This is a genomic window from uncultured Stenotrophomonas sp. (genome assembly GCF_945952405.1).
Classification (GTDB): domain Bacteria; phylum Pseudomonadota; class Gammaproteobacteria; order Xanthomonadales; family Xanthomonadaceae; genus Stenotrophomonas.
Map to the genome: position 1 here is coordinate 12,585 of NZ_CAMFIA010000006.1, position 13,154 is coordinate 25,738.

Genomic DNA, 13,154 nt, shown 5'->3' on the forward strand with positions numbered 1-13,154 from the left:
ATGGGTCGGTGCGTGCATCAGCTATCATCCACGCGTGAACCTGCCTGGCCTGCTGCTGCGATGGATGCTGCTTGTTGCCCTGGTGCTGAACGCACCGGCGCTGGCGCGCGCCTCATCGCCGTACGCCTTCGCGTCCGGTCCGGATCATTGCAGCGCCCTGCATTCCTCTGCCTTGCCGGGATGCTGCGATGACTCGACATCGGCGGGCTGCGAAACCGGGGAGTGCGAATGCCCGCCGGCGTGCCTCGGCCTGGCGGTCACCCGGGCCGCAACGCTGCTGTCACCCTGGCGCGAAGTGCCTCCTGCCGGCCATGCCCGGCAACGTGCGCCGCCGCCGTTGAACGACCCGCTGCGGCCCCCCATCGGGTGATTCCTGCAGGCCTCCAGCGCCTGCCGAAGCTGCTCGTCCCGATCACGAACCTGCCTGCGTGCGCCGCGCGCAGGCGGCGGGTTGTGTTGCCCGCATCTGCAAAGGAATCAACGCCATGAACCATTCTCTCTCGCTGGGCCTGCTGCTGGGGACCGTGCTGGCCACGGCCGCCTGCGCCCGCGCTGCCGACGAAGCACCGGCCGCATCGCTCGCGGCCGAAGCCGCGGCGGCCCCGGACAAAAGCCGCCCCGCCTTCGTGGACCCGGCATTGCCCATCGCCATCGTGCACAAGACCGCCAGTTGCGGGTGTTGCGGCATCTGGGTCGATCATCTGAAGGCCGAAGGCTTCCAGGTGGATGTTCGCGATACCGATGACATGAACCCGATCAAGGTCAGGCTGGGGGTGCCGGTGGGCAAGGCGTCCTGCCATACCGCCGAGATCGGCGGTTATGTGGTCGAGGGTCACATCCCCGCCGAGGACATCAAGCGCCTGCTGGCCGAGCGCCCGGCGGCGCGCGGCCTGGTGTTGCCGGGCATGCCGGCGGGTTCGCCGGGCATGGAGATGCCGGATGGCTATGTGCAGCCCTACACCGTAGAGCTGGTGCGCAACGATGGCAGTAGCGCGCCCTTCGCCGAGCATGGCCAGGGCGGCTGATCGGTGACGGCGGTGCCGGTCATTCTGACCGGCACCCGTTTGCGCGTCCCAGGTGGAGCCGAGCCCATGCTCGGCTTGTTGGTGGCGCGCAGCCGAGCATCGGCTCGGCTCTACACAATGTGCGGTGGCGTCAGCGGGTGCCCGTGGTTTCCCTGGCCAGCTGCGCGTCGAACACCTTCTCGGCTTCATCCGCATAGGCCTTGCAGCTCAGTGCCTTGGCGCCCGCGTTGTCGCCTGCTGCATAGTCCCAGTGGCTGGCGCCCGGATGCGGGGTCAGCAGCAGATCGCAGGGCAGGCCGCGCACGGTGGCGAATGTACGCCTGTAATCCTGGATCAGCTGCGGATAGCGCACGTTGCCCTGCAGCGTGTAGCCCGGTGCACTCAGGCTGTCGGCGTAGGCGATGCGGACCGGCTTGCCATTGCGGGTATCGGTCCAGGTCCAGGCGGTGCTGCCCGGGGTGTGGCCCGGCATGAAGTGCGCGGTGAACGCGATGCCGCCCAGCGTGACCACTTCGCCATCCATGATGATGCGGTCGGCGCTGGCCGGCGGGTAGGTGATGTCATCACCGAAGTGCAGGTCATCGCTGCCGCCGCGCGCCAGCAGGACCGCCGATTCGGCGTTGGTCACCACGTGCGCGGCAGTGCGGCGCTTGAGTTCGGCCACCGGCCCGGCGTGGTCGGCATGCGCATGGCTGAGCAGGATCAGCCGCAGATCCTGCGGGGCCACGCCGCGCGCCTTCATGTTGTCCAGCAGGTGGTTGGCCATCTGCGGCATGCCGCCATCCAGCAGCACCGCACCCTCGGCGGTCTGCACCAGCAGCGCGGTCAGGTTCGCGGTGCCGATCTGCCAGGTGTGATCGGCGATCTGCAGCGGTGGCATCGGTTGCAGCCACGAGCTGTCCACGGTGTAGGCACGCAGCTGCGGCAGCGGCGCCGACCCGGTGGCAGCGGTGGCGTGGGTGATCGGGAGGGCCATCGCAAGCGTGAAGAAGAGCAGGTGCAGGCGCATGTGAAAGGGGTCTCGGGAAGGTGAAACGAGGCTAGCACGCAGGTTCCGGATGCCGTTTCGACGATTCCTCATGCCAGCCATGAGCCTGGATTGCGGGTGCCGGAATATTGACGCGGCCAGGCGCGGCGAGAGGGCGCTGCAGTTCGCAAGGTGTTCGCATGGCGTGGGCTAGCCTGCGCGGACCTCAAGGAAGGAGCAGGCGCATGTGCATTGTGTGCAACCCGGGAGCCGCAGCATTTCTGCAGGCGCGCCGGGAGTTTCTCGCTGGCTTGGCGGGGTTGGGTGTGGTTGCGTTGGCCGGTGCGGCCGTGCCGTTGAAGGCGAACGCCGCAATGCCGACACCCGCGCTGGACGGGCCGGCAGATCGGATCTTCCATGGTGGACCGATCCACACGCTGGGCCCGCAGGGCAAGGTGCAGGCCATTGCCGTACGGCAGGGGCGGGTACTGGCGACCGGCAGCCGCGAGGCGGTCATGCTGCACCGTGGGCGTCGCACCGAAATCATCGATCTGCGTGGCCGGTCGCTGCTGCCGGGTTTCATCGACCCGCATATGCACTCGGCGATGGCGATGCTGTCCGATTGGCTGGACGTCACCCCGTTCAGTACCGCGACGCTGGCTGATGCACTGTCGAAGATCGGTGCTGCGGCACGCTCGATGAAGCCGGGTGATTGGGTTGTGGCACAGGGCATCGATCCGTCGTTGATGCCGGGTGTGCCGATCACCATGAAAGCGCTGGATGTGGTCGCTCCGGACAATCCGGTGTTCGTGCTTGAGTCCAATGGCCACGTCGCCTACAGCAACAGCAAAGGGTTCGCCAAGGCCGGGGTGACTGACGCAACGCCCGATCCCGAGCAGGGGCGCTACGATCGCGAAGATGGGACGTTGACCGGGCGCATGCAGGAGTCTCCGGCGATGAAGCCGTTCCTGACCGTCATGCCGATTCCCAGTGAGGAACGCTACACCGAGCTGATCCACCAGCTGTTCTCCGATGCGACCAAGGCCGGTTGCACCAGCCTTCACGATGCCGGCATCGGCACCGGGGGTGTCGGTGACCTGGAGGTGCTCAAGCGCGTGATGGCGAACAATCCGCCGGTGCGCTACTCGGGTTTCCTCACCTCGGACCTGATGGACGACTGGATCAGGCTGGGCATCAAGCCGGGAGATGGCGATGATCGTTTCCGCCTGACCGGCATCAAGTTCTGGTCCGATGGCTCCAACCAGGCACAGACCGGTTACCAGCGCGAGAACTACCTGGGCTCGGACAAGCGGGGTTCCCTGAACTACACCGAGGCGCAACTGACTGCCGGTGTACAGCGTGCGCATGACCTGGGCTGGCAGGTGGGCATCCATGCCAACGGTGATGCAGCCATCGATACCACCCTGGCGGTCTACAAGAAGGTGCTGGAGAAGACGCCGCGTGCCGATCATCGCCACCGCATCGAGCACTGCAGCGTGCTGCACGGCGACCAGATGGACCTTATGGTCAAATCGGGAGTTTCGCCCTCGTTCCTGATCGGGCACGTGTACTACTGGGGGAAGGCATTCCGTGACAACATCCTGGGGCCACAGCGTGCCGATTTCTACGATCCATGCCAGTCGGCGCTCGAGCGTGGGTTGCGCATCTCGCTGCACTCGGACTTCAATGTCACCACCATCGAGCCCCTGCGCTATATCGACAACGCCGTGAACCGGCGCATGCGCGATGGTGGCCAGGTGCTGAATCCGAAAGAGTGCATCAGCGTCGAGCAGGCACTGCGTGCGGTGACCATCGATGCGGCATGGCAGTGCCGGTCGGATGACATCGTCGGGAGCCTGGAGCGCGGCAAGTACGCCGACATGGTCATCCTCGATCGCGACCCGCTGGCGATCGACCCGGCCCGCATCATCGAGCTGAAGGTGATGGAAACCTGGCTGCAGGGAGAGCAACGCTACTCTGCCTGATCGGCAGCCTGCAGCATGCGCCCGGGACGAAACTGTCCCGGGCGCGCTGTGCCATCAGTAGCGGTACTGCCAGCCCAGGGTCAGCACCCGGCCTCGGCCGGAGAAGTAGCTGGGATTCGACGGCGTGGTCTGCGAGTAGTAGCTGATGTACTGCGCATTGGTGAGGTTCTGCACGCCCAGCGTGAAGCTGTGCTTGTCCAGCGCATAGCGGGCGACCAGGTCCACCGTGGTGTAGCCGTGGAATTCCGCCACCCGCGCGCCATGCAGGTCGAAGTCGCGATTGAAGGCACGGCTGGCCTGCAGGCGGGTGCTGAGCTGCGCCGTCCAGCTCTGTTCCCAGAACGCAGTCAGGCGGTTGGGGGCGATGTTGACGCCGGCCAGGTCGCTGTCGAGGCGGCCGTCGAGGTCGGCGTCGTAACGGCCGTTGGCACGGGCGTAGCCCAGGCCGAGGCGGCTGTCGCCCAGCCGCAGGCGCAGATTGCTTTCAAAACCCTCGACGCGGGTGGCCTGGCGCTGCACGGCATAGGCATCGATGCCGGGGTCGTAGACCAGCACCGAGCCGAGCTTCGATTCGGACGTGTAGTAGGCGATGTCGCCGCTGAAGCGGCCATCGTCGTACTCCAGGCCGATCTCGCGGTTGTCCGACACCACCGGTGACAGGTCCACCAGGCTGTCCACGCGCTGGCCGTCACGGTTGATCGCGCGCAGTACCCGGCCGACGTCGGCGACGGTGTAGCCCTCCGAGTACGAGGCGTACGCGTTGAGGCGATCATTGATGTACCAGACCGCGCCGAAGTTGGGCAGGGTCTCGCTCATGGTCGGCTTGCCGCCGGCCACCTTGCGCGCGCCATAGCGGGGCAGGGTGGTGTAGTCGCCTACCTCCAGTTCGCCCTTCTCGTAGCGCAGCCCGCCGGACAGCATCAGGTGGTCGCTAGGCCACCAGTGCAGCTGCAGCAGCGGCGAGAGGCTCTGGTAGGTGGTTTGCGGCACCCAGTTCATGCCGCTGGCCAGCAGCACCTGGTGGGTGCGGTCGCGCAGTCCGTCCAGGCCCAGGGTCACGTCGAGCGTGGAATCGCCGATGCGGGCCCAGCTCTGGGTCAGCTTGAAGCCGCGCTTGTCCGATTCGTTCTGGGTCTGGTCCCACGCGGCATTGGCACCGGTGTTGCCCCACGGGTCCCATTGGCTTGCGCCGTAGCGACCTTCGAAGTCGACCGCGAAGGCCTGTGCCTGGAAGCGTCCGCCCAGCAGGTCGGCCGCGCTGTAGTCCACCGTCAACGAGCGCGAGCGGTTCATCGGCGGATCCAATGGCGTGTCGCCGGGCACCGAAATGGTCGGGCGACCACTGCGGTAGTCACCGTTGACCGCCAGGTAGTTGTCCAGCCCGCGCAGCTCGTAGCGGTTGGCCATCAGCTGCAGGCGGTGGCCCTCGGCAATGTTCCAGCCCAGCTTGGCGAACACGTTCGACGAGGTCGAATCCATCAGCTCGCCCTGCGCATTGGTGCCGATCGAGCGGCCCCAGCCGTCATGGAACAGGCCCTGCTTCTCGTAGGCCAGGCCTGCCACCAGGTCGAACTGCTCGCCACGCATACCGACCAGCGCCGATCCGCGCTGGCCGTCGTCATCTCGGCGGCCGGGCAGTGCGGAGCTGTAGCTGAGGTTGGTATCGAGCAGGAAGGCGCCGGGTTCACTGGGGGCGCTGCGGGTGATGATGTTGACGATGCCACCGGTACCACCGATGCCCTGCAGCGCATTGGCACCATGGATGACCTCGATGCGCTCGATCATCGCCGGATCGATGGTGTGCGAGTCACGCGAGCCATCGCGCAACGGCGTCGACTGCGGCACGCCGTCGACCATGTACAGGATGCCGCGGCCACGCATGCTTTCGCCGTAGTTGGACATCTTTTCGCGCGCCGGTGCGAATGCCGGAATCTGCGACGACAACACGCGCGAGACATCCGAGCCCAGTGCCAGCTGCTGGGCGATGTCCTCGCGGGTCAGTACCGTGATGGTGTTGGGCATGGCGGTCTCGCCCTGCGGCATGCGCGCGGTCGAGGCCGACACCGTGACCCGGGCCAGCGAGGTCGGGGCGGCCGATGCAGCCGTCGCGGCCGGAGCCTTGGCCTTTGCTGGCGCAGCGGCAGCGCTGACCACGAAGACACCCGGCGAACGCTCCTGCCAGTCCAGGCCATGCCCGGCCAACAGGCGTTGCAGGGCCTCGCGGGCGGTATAGCGGCCATCCAGCGCCGGCGCGCTGCGACCGCCTACGCTGTCGGCCGCGAACAGCAGCTGGATGCCGCTCTGCCGGGCCAGGGTGTTGAGCGACGCCTGCAGCGGGCCCGCGGGCAGGTGCAGCTCGACCGCAGCAGGCGCTGCGGCCTGGGCCAGGGGGGGCAGTGCGGCGCAAAGACAGGCGGCGAGCAGGGAAGGCACCAGCCGGCGCAGGGCGGCGGGCGAAACGGGGCGGGTCATGCGGGGTCCTTCAAAGGGGTTCCAGCACCTGCCGGATGGAACGGCGCGCAACCCACCCTCGCTGCGGCGATCAATGGCGTGCGCGCAGGTGCAGGCTGCCGTCAGCAGCGGCCTGCACCCGTACCGGCAGGATGTCCGGCAACAGCATCACCGCGGTTTCGGCGCGATCCGCATCGAACACACCCGAGACCTGCAGCGAGCCCAGTTCCGGATCGTCCAGCACGATCGGGCGGTCGTGGTAGCGCTGCAGGATCCGCAGCACTTCGACCAGCGGCAGGCGATCGAACTGCAGCCGGCCCTGGGTCCAATCGGCCTGATCGAGGCCGATCGCCTCGGCTGGGGAGATCGAGCCTGGCTGGGCCAGCAGGCGTTGGCCGGGCGCGAGGCGCTGCTCGGCGGCGCCTCCGTCCACCCGTACGCCGACGCCGCCGCGCCAGAGTGTCACTTCGCTCAGATCGCCCTGGCGGTCCACATCGAACACGGTGCCGTAGTTGCGGACGTGCACCGGCCCGGCGTCCACCTCGAAGCGCCGCCAGGCGGAATGCCGCACCTCGAAACGCGCACGACCCTGCATGAGCAGGACCTGCCGGGAGCGCAGATGGCGGCGGACCTGGAGATGGGTACCGGCGTCGAGCAACAGGCGGCTGCCGTCGGCCAGGTCCAGTTCGCGCCGCTCGCCCACGGCGGTGCGGTGGTCCTGCACCTGCCAGGCCGGATCGACCAGCAGCACGGCGCTGATCACCAGCGCCAGTGCCGGCAGCACAACCCTGGCGGTGCGGCCGCCGCGACGACGCTGGAGCGCCTGCGGGTCCGGCAATGGAAAGCGTTCCTTCAGGGCGTCGCGATGCTGGTCGAGCACCTCGTCGGTGGACGGCGCCTGTGCGGGTGGCGAGCGCGCAGGCGCCCCGGGCGTGCGCTTCATGGCCGCGGCGCCTGTTGGCGGCAGTCGGCCAGGGCCAGGCGCAGGTGGCGTTCCACGGCCTTCAGGCCGATGCCCATCCGCCGCGCGACCTCTGCCTGCGGTAGCTCATGGATCTTGTGCAGGATGAAAACCTGCTGGCGACGACAGGGCATCCGCTCGATGGTGGCGCTCAACCGCTGCAGCGCCTGCTGCCCCTGGGCCTGCTGCTCCGGACCGGGGCAGGGGCAGGGCGCCTCGGGCAGCTCGGCGCGCGGCTCCGCCCAGTGCCGGCGCAGATCCTCGGCACGGCAGCGATCGACGGCCGCATCGTGGGCGATGCGGCGCAGCAGTGCGATCGGTTGCCGCGCGTCGGGCACGGCCGGCCGCTCCAGCAGGCGCACGCAGACGTCGTGCACCACCTCGCGCGCCAGCCCGGGCGAGCGGAAGCGACGGCGCAGGTAGTCCACCAGTTCCTCGTAGTGACGTACCAGCGAGGACACCAGCGGCAACGCGGGCGGGTCGGGTTGGGGGCGCTGGGACATCCGGACAGGCACGAGGGCGGAGGAGGGGCGCCGGGAACAGATCCCTGCGCGATGACGTAATACTAATGGGAACCGTTCGCGTTTGCTATGCGCGGCGGATCCTGCCGATTGTTCGCGGCAGCTGGAAGGTGAAACCACGATCATCGGCTGGAGCGCAGAATCGGCCCGGGCTAGCCTGCCTGCAGGCCCAAGGAGATCGATACATGCATGTGCTTCTGGTGATCACTGCGGGCATCCTGCTGCTGGGGGTGTTCCTGCTGTTCGGCCATCTCTGGAGCGTGGGCAGCTCGCAGCTGCCCACGGCGCTGGTCGCGTTCATCGCCACATGGCTGCTGCTGGCCGTGGCCAACATGTGGGTAGGCGTCAGCAAGGCCGGCTACGCGGTACGCGAGGAGCTGCCGATCCTGCTGCTGGTGTTCGCGGTGCCGGTGTTGCTGGCCGGCGTCCTGTACTGGCGCCTGGCGCGCTGAAGGGGTGCCATGAGTACGCGACTGCGCCAGCCGGCACTGCGTCACCGCGATGGCCACCATGCGCGGGTGACCTACGAAGAACTGTTCTTCGACCTGGTCTATGTCTTCGCGGTCACCCAGCTCAGCCACCACCTGCTGCACCATCTGGACCTGGCCGGCGTGCTGCAGACCCTGGTGCTGTGGTTCGCCGTATGGCTGGGTTGGCAGTATGCCTGCTGGGTCAGCAACTGGTTCGATCCGCAGGCGCCGCGCATCCGCGGCCTGCTGTTCGCCACCATGCTGCTGGCGCTGCTGATGTCCTCGTCCATTCCCGAAGCGTTTGCCGATCGCGCCTGGGTGTTCGCCGGGGCCTATGCCGCGATGCAGGTCGGGCGCACCGCGTTCGTCCTGATCGAAGTGGGTCGCGACCATCCACTGGCGTCCAACTTCCGGCGCATGCTGGCCTGGGTCAGTGTCTCGGCCTGCTTCTGGCTGGCCGGCGCGGCGGCCGAAGGCCAGCTGCGCCTGGCGCTGTGGGCGCTGGCGGTGGCCTGCGAGTACATCTCGCCGATGTTTGGCTTCGCATTCCCCGGCATGGGCCGCTCGCACACCCGTGACTGGACCATTGAAGGCGGGCATCTGGCCGAACGCTGCCAGCTGTTCGTCATCGTCGCATTGGGCGAGACGCTGCTGGCCACCGGTGGCGTACTGAGCGAGGTCGGGCAGTGGAGCGGCGCGGTGGTGTCGGCGGTGCTGGCGACCTTCGCCGGCACGATCGCGATGTGGTGGCTCTATTTCGGCATTTCCAGCCGCGATGCCACCGAGGCCATCACCCATGCCGAGGACCCCGGCCGGATGGGCGCGAACTTCCACTATGTGCACGCGCTGCTGATCGCCGGCATCATCGCCACCGCGGTTGGCAACGATCTGGTGATGGACCACCCGGCTGCAGCGGTCACGCCGGTGTACGCCAGCGTGCTGGTGGCCGGCCCGCTGATCTACCTGCTGGGCAGTGCACTGTACAAGCGGGTGGTCTATGGCCATGCACCGCGATCACACCTGCTGGGCGCAGTCGCGCTGCTGCTGCTGGGCCTGCTGCTGCCGCGCATGCATCTGCTGGCGGCGGGATGGCTGACCAGCGCGGTGCTGCTGGGTGTGGGCCTGGCGGATACGCGGCTGAAGCGGCGCCTGCAGCGCGTCTGATCTGCATGGCGATCGGTACTGCTTGCGCAGGCGGGCAATGGGAGTAGCGTTGGCAGTGGGGGCTCTGGGAACCGGGAGTGGCGCAGCATGCAGAACGTTCCGCAGTGGCTGGCCTGGGCCGGCCTGTCAGCCTGTTTCGCCGCGCTGACCGCGCTGTTCGCCAAGGTTGGCGTCAGGGGCGTGGATTCGGACTTGGCCATGGCCATCCGCACCCTGGTGGTGGCGGCAGTGATCGTGCCGCTGGTGGTGGTCTCCGGCAAATGGTCCAACCCGCTGCTGCTGCCGGGACGTACCCAGCTGTTCCTGGTGCTGTCGGCACTGGCCACGGGAGCGTCGTGGCTGTTCTATTTCCGTGCACTGCAGAGCGGTGAGCTGGCCAAGGTGGCGGTGGTCGACAAGTTCAGCGTGGTGCTGGTGATCGTGCTGGCCTATCTGCTGCTGGGTGAGCGGCCCAGCCTGCGCGAATGGAGCGGCATCGGGCTGGTGCTGGCCGGGGTGATCGTGCTGGCGACGAAGAGGTGAAACAGTGGCATCCAGCGCAAGCGACAGGAGAGGCAGCATGCACGGTGAAGCCCGCGGTACGTTCGAGGTAACGCTGCAGCCGATCGGCGGCAACGAGGGCCCGATCGGGTTGATGTCGATCGACAAGCACTTCCACGGCGACCTGCAGGGCCGCAGTGTCGGCCGGATGCTGGCGTTCCGCACCCCGGTGGAGGGTTCGGCCGGCTACGTGGCGATGGAGCGGGTGACGGCCACGCTGGCCGGGCGCCAGGGGGCCTTCACCCTGCAGCACAACGGAGTGATGACCCGTGGCGAGCCGCAGCTGAGCGTCGTGGTGGTGCCCGATTCCGGCAGCGAGGGCCTGCTGGGCCTGAGCGGCACGCTGCACATCACCCTCAGCGATGGCCGGCATGAGTACCGGCTGCTGTACGCATTGCCCGGCCCGGCATAGGCGGGCCGGCGATCAACCGTTGCCCGCCTGCAGGCGGTCGTAGATGCGCACCAGGTCAACCAGGGTGCGCGCCCCCATCTTGCGCATCACCTGTGCGCGGCGCACCTTGACGGTGATCTCGCTCACCCCGAGGTCGCCGGCGATCTGCTTGTTGAGGCGGCCACGCACCACGCCATCGACCACTTCGCGTTCGCCTGGGTTGAGCGTCTTCCAGCGTTGCTGCAGGGCGCCGAGTGCCTCGCCCTCGCGGCGGCGCTGGCGGTCGATCTCGATGCCCTTGTGGATGGCGTCGAGCAGTTCCTGGTCGCGGAAGGGCTTGGTCAGGAACTCTATGGCGCCGTCCTTGATCGCGTTGACCCCCATTGCGATGTCGCCATGGCCGGTAATGAAGACCACTGGCACCTGCAGGCCATGGCTGCCCATCGTGCGATGAAAGTCCAGGCCGCTCTGGCCCGGCATGCGCACATCCAGCACCAGGCAGGCCGGAGCATCCTCCAGCGCATGTTCGAGGAACGCCTGGGTGGAGGCGAAGGCCCGCACCTGCAGGCCCATCGATGCCAGCAGGTCTTCGAGCGCGGCACGCACCGAGGCATCGTCATCGACGACGTAGACGACCGGCGCCGGTTCGGTGACGGGTGTGGCGGACTTAGGCATGCGGGACATCCGTGGCGATGGGCAGGTCGAACACGAAGCAGGCACCGCCGCCGGCGGGTCGCTCGGCACGGATCTGGCCGTCGTTGGCTTCGATCATCGAACGGCTCAGGCTCAGGCCGAGACCCAGCCCATGTGACTTGGTGGTCCAGAACGCATCGAACACGCGCTCGGGTTGATCGGCGGGCAGCCCGACACCGCGGTCACGTACGCTGAGGCTGATGCGCGGACCATCACGCCGGGTCAGCAGGGACAGGCGTCTATCGGCGGCGGGCACCGCTTCCATCGCATCGACGGCATTGAGGATCAGATTGCCGATCACCTGCTGCACCTGCACGCGATCGGCCTGCACCGGAGGCAGGTCCGGCGCCAGCAGCAGGGCCACGCTGACACCGTGCTGGTCAAGCTCGCTGCGCGACAGTGCCAGCATCTCTTCGACGGCCTGGTTGAGGTCAAAGGCACGCCGCTCCGGTGCCGCACCCTGGGTCAGGCCACGGATGCGGGCAATCACGTCACCGGCGCGATGTGCATCGGCCAGGATGCGGGCCACGGTCTGTCGTGCCTTGTCCACGTTCGGCGGGTCCTGTGCGAGCCAGCGCTGGCAGGCCTCGGCGCTGCTGGCGATGGCGGCCAGCGGCTGGTTCACTTCATGCGCGATGGAGGTGGTCAGCTCACCAACGGTGGAGGCCCGCGCGACCCGCAGCAGACGGCCCTGCGCCTCCTGCACGGCAGCCTTGGCCGCTTCCATGTTCAGCGCCAGGTAGGTGGTGATGCCGATCACCAGCATGCCGATCACCGAATTGACCAGGCCGATGCGATAGGTGCCGAAACGGGTAAGGAAGAAGCTCAGCCCGGTCAGCGCGATACAGGCAACGGCCAGTGTGATCAAGCCGCGCGCGCCCAGTACGCGCGACGCGGCGAGGATGACGGCGGCGTAGAAGCAGGCCGCAGCGACCGCATAGTCGGTGACGGTGTCGATCAGGAAGATCGCCGCCATCACGACGATCAGGGCCAGCAGCACCAGCGGGCGGCGGGGCGACAGCGATGGCATCGAAACAGCTCCCTAGCGTAGGCGGAAAGGATAGCAAAGCCGCCTTGGGTGGATCCCGGCCCTTGGTGGATCTCGACCTTTGGTGGATCTCGACCCTTGGTGGGTGCCGACCGTTGGTCGGCACGAAGCCCAGGGGCAGGGATTCTGCAGCTTGTGCCGACCAACGGTCGGCACCCACCAGAGCAATGCACGGTACTGGGCGCTACTCCTCCAGGCTGGCGTTCCAGAACCCCTGCAGCACGCCCGGTGTGGTCGCAAGCGTGGCCAGTACGGCATCCAGTTCGCCGGCATCGACCGTCGTGGCATACAACACCGCTTCGATCTCCACGTCGCGCTCGCCGAAGGGGCGCTGGTCCACCGCGCGCACCGGATACTGGGCCTGCTCAAGCAGCAGCAACAGCTGGTCGAGCACCTCGGCCTGCTGCTCGCGCTGGCAGACCACGTTGATTGCATAGGTAGCCTCGCTGAAGGCCTCCGGCAGCGGCTGGCGCTGGATGCGGTTGACCACCGGCCGCAGCAGCGTATTGGCGGCCAGCACGAACACCGCCGCCATCACCGCTTCCGGTAGCAGCTTGATACCGGCACACGCGCCCACCGCCGCCGATCCCCAGAGGGTGGCGGCGGTGTTCAGGCCGGACACCTGCGCACCGTCCTTCATGATCGCGCCGGCACCGAGAAAGCCGACGCCGGAGATCACATAGGCCACCACGTGCAGCGGCGAGGGCGGTCCGCCATAAAGGTCGTGGAAGCGCACGGCCAGGTCGACGAAGACCGCCGCACCCACCGCCACCAGCGTGTTGGTACGCAGGCCGGCGGTGCGCTGGCGCAACTGCCGCTCCAGGCCGATGATGGCACCCAGCACGAAGGCCACCGACAGGCTGATCAGCGAGCTCAGGGTGGCGCCGGCGTTGAACGCTGGCAGGTTTGGTGTGATGTCGAGCATCCCTTTCTCCCTG

14 protein-coding genes are annotated in these 13,154 nt (G+C 67.7%); 7 read left to right on the plus strand and 7 right to left on the minus strand.

What is annotated here, in order from left to right:
- The first annotated feature begins 34 nt into the window (after positions 1 to 34).
- The gene (locus Q0P60_RS07830) at positions 35 to 370 is read left to right on the plus strand and encodes a hypothetical protein (RefSeq protein WP_294990669.1); all 336 of its coding nucleotides are present in this window, start codon (positions 35 to 37) and stop codon (positions 368 to 370) included.
- Between the two features lie 115 nt (positions 371 to 485).
- Positions 486 to 1,025, plus strand: coding sequence for a DUF411 domain-containing protein (locus Q0P60_RS07835; RefSeq protein ID WP_294990672.1), 540 nt, complete (start codon positions 486 to 488; stop codon positions 1,023 to 1,025).
- Between the two features lie 130 nt (positions 1,026 to 1,155).
- Here Q0P60_RS07835 and blaL1 read toward each other — a convergent pair whose 3' ends face one another.
- Positions 1,156 to 2,034, minus strand: a complete 879-nt coding sequence (blaL1, locus tag Q0P60_RS07840) for a L1 family subclass B3 metallo-beta-lactamase (protein ID WP_294990676.1) — start codon at positions 2,032 to 2,034, stop codon at positions 1,156 to 1,158.
- A 332-nt stretch (positions 2,035 to 2,366) separates the two neighbouring features.
- On the opposite strand from blaL1, the gene Q0P60_RS07845 reads away from it, so the two are divergent.
- Entirely contained in the window at positions 2,367 to 3,977 is a 1,611-nt protein-coding gene (locus Q0P60_RS07845) for an amidohydrolase (RefSeq protein ID WP_294990679.1), read from the plus strand.
- Between the two features lie 54 nt (positions 3,978 to 4,031).
- On the opposite strand, the gene Q0P60_RS07850 is transcribed toward Q0P60_RS07845, so the two are convergent.
- From Q0P60_RS07850 to Q0P60_RS07860, 3 genes are all read right to left on the minus strand, one after another.
- On the minus strand, positions 4,032 to 6,449 hold the full coding sequence (locus Q0P60_RS07850) for a TonB-dependent receptor (protein WP_294990682.1): 2,418 nt from the start codon (positions 6,447 to 6,449) through the stop codon (positions 4,032 to 4,034).
- A 70-nt stretch (positions 6,450 to 6,519) separates the two neighbouring features.
- Positions 6,520 to 7,371 carry a FecR domain-containing protein gene (locus tag Q0P60_RS07855; RefSeq protein ID WP_294990685.1) on the minus strand — a complete coding sequence of 284 codons (852 nt, stop codon included), beginning with the start codon at positions 7,369 to 7,371 and terminating at the stop codon, positions 6,520 to 6,522.
- On the minus strand, positions 7,368 to 7,892 hold the full coding sequence (locus Q0P60_RS07860; protein ID WP_294990688.1) for an RNA polymerase sigma factor: 525 nt from the start codon (positions 7,890 to 7,892) through the stop codon (positions 7,368 to 7,370). The genes Q0P60_RS07855 and Q0P60_RS07860 overlap by 4 nt, the downstream gene beginning before the upstream one ends.
- 203 nt (positions 7,893 to 8,095) lie before the next feature.
- On the opposite strand from Q0P60_RS07860, the gene Q0P60_RS07865 reads away from it, so the two are divergent.
- The 4 genes from Q0P60_RS07865 (at position 8,096) to Q0P60_RS07880 (ending at position 10,496) form a co-directional block, all read left to right on the plus strand.
- Positions 8,096 to 8,362, plus strand: coding sequence for a hypothetical protein (locus Q0P60_RS07865; protein ID WP_294990691.1), 267 nt, complete (start codon positions 8,096 to 8,098; stop codon positions 8,360 to 8,362).
- 9 nt (positions 8,363 to 8,371) lie between these two features.
- A complete protein-coding gene (locus tag Q0P60_RS07870; RefSeq protein ID WP_294990694.1) occupies positions 8,372 to 9,544 on the plus strand; it encodes a low temperature requirement protein A in 1,173 nt (390 codons plus the stop codon).
- Between the two features lie 87 nt (positions 9,545 to 9,631).
- A complete protein-coding gene (locus Q0P60_RS07875) occupies positions 9,632 to 10,066 on the plus strand; it encodes an EamA family transporter (RefSeq protein ID WP_294990697.1) in 435 nt (144 codons plus the stop codon).
- A 37-nt stretch (positions 10,067 to 10,103) separates the two neighbouring features.
- The gene (locus tag Q0P60_RS07880; protein ID WP_294990700.1) at positions 10,104 to 10,496 is read left to right on the plus strand and encodes a DUF3224 domain-containing protein; all 393 of its coding nucleotides are present in this window, start codon (positions 10,104 to 10,106) and stop codon (positions 10,494 to 10,496) included.
- Positions 10,497 to 10,508: 12 nt separating this feature from the next.
- Here Q0P60_RS07880 and Q0P60_RS07885 read toward each other — a convergent pair whose 3' ends face one another.
- From Q0P60_RS07885 to Q0P60_RS07895, 3 genes are all read right to left on the minus strand, one after another.
- The gene (locus tag Q0P60_RS07885; protein WP_294990703.1) at positions 10,509 to 11,150 is read right to left on the minus strand and encodes a response regulator transcription factor; all 642 of its coding nucleotides are present in this window, start codon (positions 11,148 to 11,150) and stop codon (positions 10,509 to 10,511) included.
- On the minus strand, positions 11,143 to 12,198 hold the full coding sequence (locus tag Q0P60_RS07890; RefSeq protein ID WP_294990706.1) for an ATP-binding protein: 1,056 nt from the start codon (positions 12,196 to 12,198) through the stop codon (positions 11,143 to 11,145). Before Q0P60_RS07890 ends, Q0P60_RS07885 begins: the two co-directional genes overlap by 8 nt.
- Positions 12,199 to 12,400: 202 nt before the next feature.
- On the minus strand, positions 12,401 to 13,141 hold the full coding sequence (locus Q0P60_RS07895; protein ID WP_294990709.1) for an MgtC/SapB family protein: 741 nt from the start codon (positions 13,139 to 13,141) through the stop codon (positions 12,401 to 12,403).
- Positions 13,142 to 13,154: the final 13 nt, after the last annotated feature.

What these genes read in the sequence shown, in the direction of transcription:
- Q0P60_RS07855 (WP_294990685.1), bottom strand. Translation starts at nt 7,371, where the DNA reads ATGAAGCGCACGCCCGGGGCGCCTGCGCGCTCGCCACCCGCACAGGCG.
- Q0P60_RS07885 (WP_294990703.1), bottom strand. Translation starts at nt 11,150, where the DNA reads ATGCCTAAGTCCGCCACACCCGTCACCGAACCGGCGCCGGTCGTCTAC.
- Q0P60_RS07845 (WP_294990679.1), top strand. Translation starts at nt 2,367, where the DNA reads ATGCCGACACCCGCGCTGGACGGGCCGGCAGATCGGATCTTCCATGGT.
- Q0P60_RS07865 (WP_294990691.1), top strand. Translation starts at nt 8,096, where the DNA reads ATGCATGTGCTTCTGGTGATCACTGCGGGCATCCTGCTGCTGGGGGTG.
- Q0P60_RS07895 (WP_294990709.1), bottom strand. Translation starts at nt 13,141, where the DNA reads ATGCTCGACATCACACCAAACCTGCCAGCGTTCAACGCCGGCGCCACC.
- Q0P60_RS07850 (WP_294990682.1), bottom strand. Translation starts at nt 6,449, where the DNA reads ATGACCCGCCCCGTTTCGCCCGCCGCCCTGCGCCGGCTGGTGCCTTCC.
- Q0P60_RS07835 (WP_294990672.1), top strand. Translation starts at nt 486, where the DNA reads ATGAACCATTCTCTCTCGCTGGGCCTGCTGCTGGGGACCGTGCTGGCC.
- Q0P60_RS07870 (WP_294990694.1), top strand. Translation starts at nt 8,372, where the DNA reads ATGAGTACGCGACTGCGCCAGCCGGCACTGCGTCACCGCGATGGCCAC.
- Q0P60_RS07875 (WP_294990697.1), top strand. Translation starts at nt 9,632, where the DNA reads ATGCAGAACGTTCCGCAGTGGCTGGCCTGGGCCGGCCTGTCAGCCTGT.
- Q0P60_RS07890 (WP_294990706.1), bottom strand. Translation starts at nt 12,198, where the DNA reads ATGCCATCGCTGTCGCCCCGCCGCCCGCTGGTGCTGCTGGCCCTGATC.
- Q0P60_RS07860 (WP_294990688.1), bottom strand. Translation starts at nt 7,892, where the DNA reads ATGTCCCAGCGCCCCCAACCCGACCCGCCCGCGTTGCCGCTGGTGTCC.
- blaL1 (WP_294990676.1), bottom strand. Translation starts at nt 2,034, where the DNA reads ATGCGCCTGCACCTGCTCTTCTTCACGCTTGCGATGGCCCTCCCGATC.
- Q0P60_RS07880 (WP_294990700.1), top strand. Translation starts at nt 10,104, where the DNA reads ATGCACGGTGAAGCCCGCGGTACGTTCGAGGTAACGCTGCAGCCGATC.